The following is a 3,767-nucleotide window of genomic DNA, read 5'->3' as shown; positions in this document are numbered from 1 at the left end:
GAACCACGAGGCGGACCGACGTGCCATCCAGATAGGTGGCCAGCATCTCCCCATCTAAGCGATGGATCCCGCCGTCTTCGTCGTGAAGACAAAGATATCCAGCACCCCTGTGGAAGTCAAACTTCCCGTGACCATGATAGTGGAGGATGTGAAAGCCTGGCTGTTCCCGCAGTACGTCTTGGAGTTCCTCGGGTGTCGTTTGCCTCACCGACTTCACGTCGCCATGCGCGCCAAGTGCCTGTCGTACCGCGTTTTCGCTAGCGATCCCTTCAACTGGAGAGGTATCTGGTGGACCGGGCTGCAGGTGAAGCAGCCGTAGCGGACGTCTCGCTAGCAACCTGGCCACTGGAATACCGGTCTCAATGAAACGCACGATCGGATAAGAGAGCCGGGCTGCCAAGAAGACCCCCTTATCCGGATCAAAGAGGAGTTCCCACGGTAGGTGGCTCAATTCCGGGGGACGCGCGATCAGCTTCACCCGCAGGTTCACCCCTTCATCCAACACCGTCGACGCATGCTCAAATGCCCGAATGATCTTCCGGGGGAAAAGCGCATTGAAGAGTAGGGTACCCACCAATTCCATCCGCTCACGTGCGGGCGCAAAGCCCTCTCTAATACGGTTCAGCTCGACGTCTAGCTCGTCTGTCCTGTGATACTCAAATGGTAGCGGAGGGACACGGATGCCACCTCGTCCCTGAGCCTCGACAGTATAGCTCCCTTCCGACCCGTCCACGATCAAAAAGAAGTCTTCGTACACTGGACGCATGACGCCTCTCCCTCGCTCTGAACTGATCGCGCAACACCGTGTTGTTCAGATCAACGGATCAGGCCGGCGTACTTTGCCGGCTGATTCCATTTCTTGCGGATGCCGCCGTCTCGATCGAACTTGGGTCCGGTAGGCGGTCCTCCAACCATGGCGACGAACTTGCTCCTGAGATCCCCGCTCTCGTATTCTCCCCAGCGTCCCTCGAACTTGGTGAACCAGGGTCTATCCATAGGCTCCGGCTCGTCCCACGGAGTGCCGCTTGAGCCTCCCACCACTACATTGCCGGGGACGAACGCTTTGTCGGGTAGGTGCTCCTCTGGGATGTGATAGTTGGCGTGGGATCCAGCGGCGACATACACGACGGGCTGATCACCCTCAAGTTCCACCTGATCCCACGGGCGCCCGATTTGCGTTCCAGAGCGCAAGTGGGAAGAGTAGCTAGCCCAGACCGGTTTGGCGGTCTTGAAGAAGAGATGGACGCATTCCCAGTCCGCCTCGTGGTCGTTGACTCCACCGTGCGTCGTGTAGAAGTCGTCGTAGGCATAGAAAAACCAGTACTGGACAACAGTGTAACCGCCATGCTCGACAACTCTGTAGTAATACGTTGGAGAGTGACTATCGATCCCACCATAGTACTCAATCGCACGCTCGACCACCTCGGCAGGCTCGCCAATCGGAAGGAAGATTCTCGACAGATCAATGCCCACGCCTCTAAGCCTACTCTTCAGATCGCCGAGAAACTGGCGAAAATCGGGGCCCAGCACGGTCTTCTGCCGTTCGATCCAATTGCGGAGAGCTTCCTCATCCTCGGGGTTCGCCACTCGCCTATTGGCATACACTAGGTAGTGCCTTTGTGAGGGGAACTCCGCCAAAGCCTGAAGGTCTACATAGGGCGGCGGGATGAGCATCTGGCCACGGCCCGCTTCCATGGCGTGCAAACTACACCTCTCCACATACCCTTCCACTTTCATCGGGAAGAAGTTCTCGCCCTTGGCAAACCTCAAAACGGGTTCGAACCTGTGAGCGAGTTCCTCCTCCTTGGCTCTCCATTCCTCTCCGGTACCTAGATCGCATTTCGCAGCCATGATCTCGTGCTCTCTTCAGCCGCGCGCTTCGCTCCAATCAAACCGTCCCACATCCGCCGTCAACCTCTCCTTCATCACTCTCCTGGCCTGTTCCCGCTCTATCCTGTAAGTCGGGCACTCGTCACCCCGGTACGGCGTTCCGCTCATCATCGTCCCGCTCGTCCTCATCTGCCCGCAGCATACGCCGGACCAGACAGTCGAACCCTAGGAAGTCGATGCCATCGACATCGCCGTCGAAGTCCATGTCAAAGGGGTTGAAGTTAGGCATGGCTGTTCTCCGTTTTCGGGCAGCGGTTCCAGCGTTGGAAAAGACCTGATTGGGGAGGCTGAGGCAGTAGGTTGCATGAGTGGTAATCCAACGACTTGCTTCTCACAGGAGTTCCCCACTCCTCCCATGCAGCAGCGCCAGTTGATGACGGCCGTGAAGAGGCGTGTGTCTCAGGCGATTTTCGAAGTAGAGGCGAAGTCACTACATGATAGCACAAGCGGAGAACGAAGGCAAGCTCGGTTGCCCTCAGCGGAACGAGGCCCCACTGTCGGGAGGCGGCGAATGTACCAGACGCCGTCAGGATGTCCTGACCGACAGCGGAGCAACAAGGGTATCGTACCAAGGCCCCGAGGCGATTTGCAGCGTGATGGTAGAAACAGGTTATGCTCGCCCCTAGCCCATGTGGCAGCGCAGTCGGCTGCCTCCACCGCCAACCCTAGCATCCCCTACGATTTGATTTCCAGCGGGGTTTGTGCTACACTATGAGTAGGTCGGCTCTGCTCTGTACTCGATTCCCGACACCCTGCAAGGGTGCTGGTGCTACCGACCGACAGACCACACTTAACAACCTGGGAACGCTCCCGACAGTTCTGGGCACTCTCGTGCTACTCGCTCTTGCTGGTTGGAAAGGAGGAGCCATGAACCTTATGTGTGCTGTGGCCATTGAACTCGGGGTTCACTTCCTCATCACGGTCGGGAGTCGGGTAGAGAGCAGAACCTTACTACTCTAACTCACAATCAGTTGCCTTCTTGTTTCCACAGTGTGGTCACCAGGTGGGCAACTGTTTGCCAAGCCTCCCCATGTACTCCGGTGCTCTCAAGACCCTGTGTCCATCAACCTCGACGGTTGCGCAGGGGAATGGTTAGTCGACAAGCACCATCGGCGATTCGCCCAGGCCAGCTTGGATCCCTGCATGGCACAGTTCGTCCCCGAGCCCGGGGCGATAGCGCTCCTGGGCAGCGGTCTGGTCGGCCTGGCAGGATACGCCACACTTCGCTGGAGGACGAGAGAGTAGGGTTCTCAGCATTGGCACAAGAAGGGCTGTCCCCGTCCGGGATGGCCCTTTTCTTATTGGGGGGAGACTCGCGCACTGCGGACTGACTCAGCGAAACACAAGTTCGAGAGTATACGTAGGAAGTACTCCCCCGGGGATTCGAACGCGTGCGCACTCGCCGTCGCCCCGTCAGGACAATGACAAGGCTGGTTGCCGCACTAGCCCTATCGCCTCAGCTCGATCTCATCGCAGAACAACGGCACCTTTATATCGAACCCCCCTGGGGACTCGAATCCCCATTGCCACACATCAGAAGGTTACCACAAGGGGTTGGAATGTGCTGCCCTTTGTAACGGATGGCGCTCCGTTTCCTTCACCCCGAGCACGTAGACGCAAACGCCATGATTGGGCTGGCTGTGATTGGCATCCTGTTCAACGGGGCCGCTTTGGTTCGGCTCAAAGGGGGTCAGAGTCTGAACGAGAAGGTGCTGTCCTGGCACCTTCTGTAGGATGTGGCTGGCTGGGGAGCGATCCTGATCGGGAGTGTGATCATTCGCTTTTGGGACAACCATCTCATAGACCCCATTATGACGGTGGGCTACACAGTCTTCATCCTGGGGGGTAGCGAGGAATCTCAGGGAGACCTTGAACAC

4 protein-coding genes are annotated in these 3,767 nt (G+C 57.7%); 1 reads left to right on the top strand and 3 read right to left on the bottom strand.

Annotated features, from left to right (window positions below; genetic code table 11):
- From VM163_02215 to VM163_02205, 3 genes are all read right to left on the bottom strand, one after another.
- Nucleotides 1-766, bottom strand: a 766-nt coding sequence (locus VM163_02215; GenBank protein HUT02688.1) for a CHAT domain-containing protein, incomplete at its 3' end; no start/stop codon positions are given.
- A gap of 50 nt (nt 767-816) precedes the next feature.
- Nucleotides 817-1,851: a hypothetical protein gene (locus VM163_02210; GenBank protein HUT02687.1), complete on the bottom strand. Its 1,035-nt coding sequence runs from the start codon at nt 1,849-1,851 to the stop codon at nt 817-819.
- 121 nt (nt 1,852-1,972) lie between these two features.
- On the bottom strand, nt 1,973-2,119 hold the full coding sequence (locus VM163_02205) for a hypothetical protein (protein ID HUT02686.1): 147 nt from the start codon (nt 2,117-2,119) through the stop codon (nt 1,973-1,975).
- A gap of 914 nt (nt 2,120-3,033) precedes the next feature.
- Here VM163_02205 and VM163_02200 point away from each other — a divergent pair.
- The gene (locus VM163_02200) at nt 3,034-3,135 is read left to right on the top strand and encodes a PEP-CTERM sorting domain-containing protein (protein HUT02685.1); all 102 of its coding nucleotides are present in this window, start codon (nt 3,034-3,036) and stop codon (nt 3,133-3,135) included.
- The last annotated feature ends 632 nt before the right edge of the window (nt 3,136-3,767 follow it).

This window comes from bacterium (assembly GCA_035527515.1).
GTDB lineage: Bacteria > B130-G9 > B130-G9 > B130-G9 > B130-G9 > B130-G9.
Note: the sequence above shows the minus strand (reverse complement) of the source record. Positions and strands in the feature narration are given on the sequence as shown.

Excerpts from the sequence above, each read along its gene's own strand:
- VM163_02210 (HUT02687.1), bottom strand. The coding sequence starts at position 1,851 with ATGGCTGCGAAATGCGATCTAGGTACCGGAGAGGAATGGAGAGCCAAG.
- VM163_02205 (HUT02686.1), bottom strand. The coding sequence starts at position 2,119 with ATGCCTAACTTCAACCCCTTTGACATGGACTTCGACGGCGATGTCGAT.
- VM163_02200 (HUT02685.1), top strand. The coding sequence starts at position 3,034 with ATGGCACAGTTCGTCCCCGAGCCCGGGGCGATAGCGCTCCTGGGCAGC.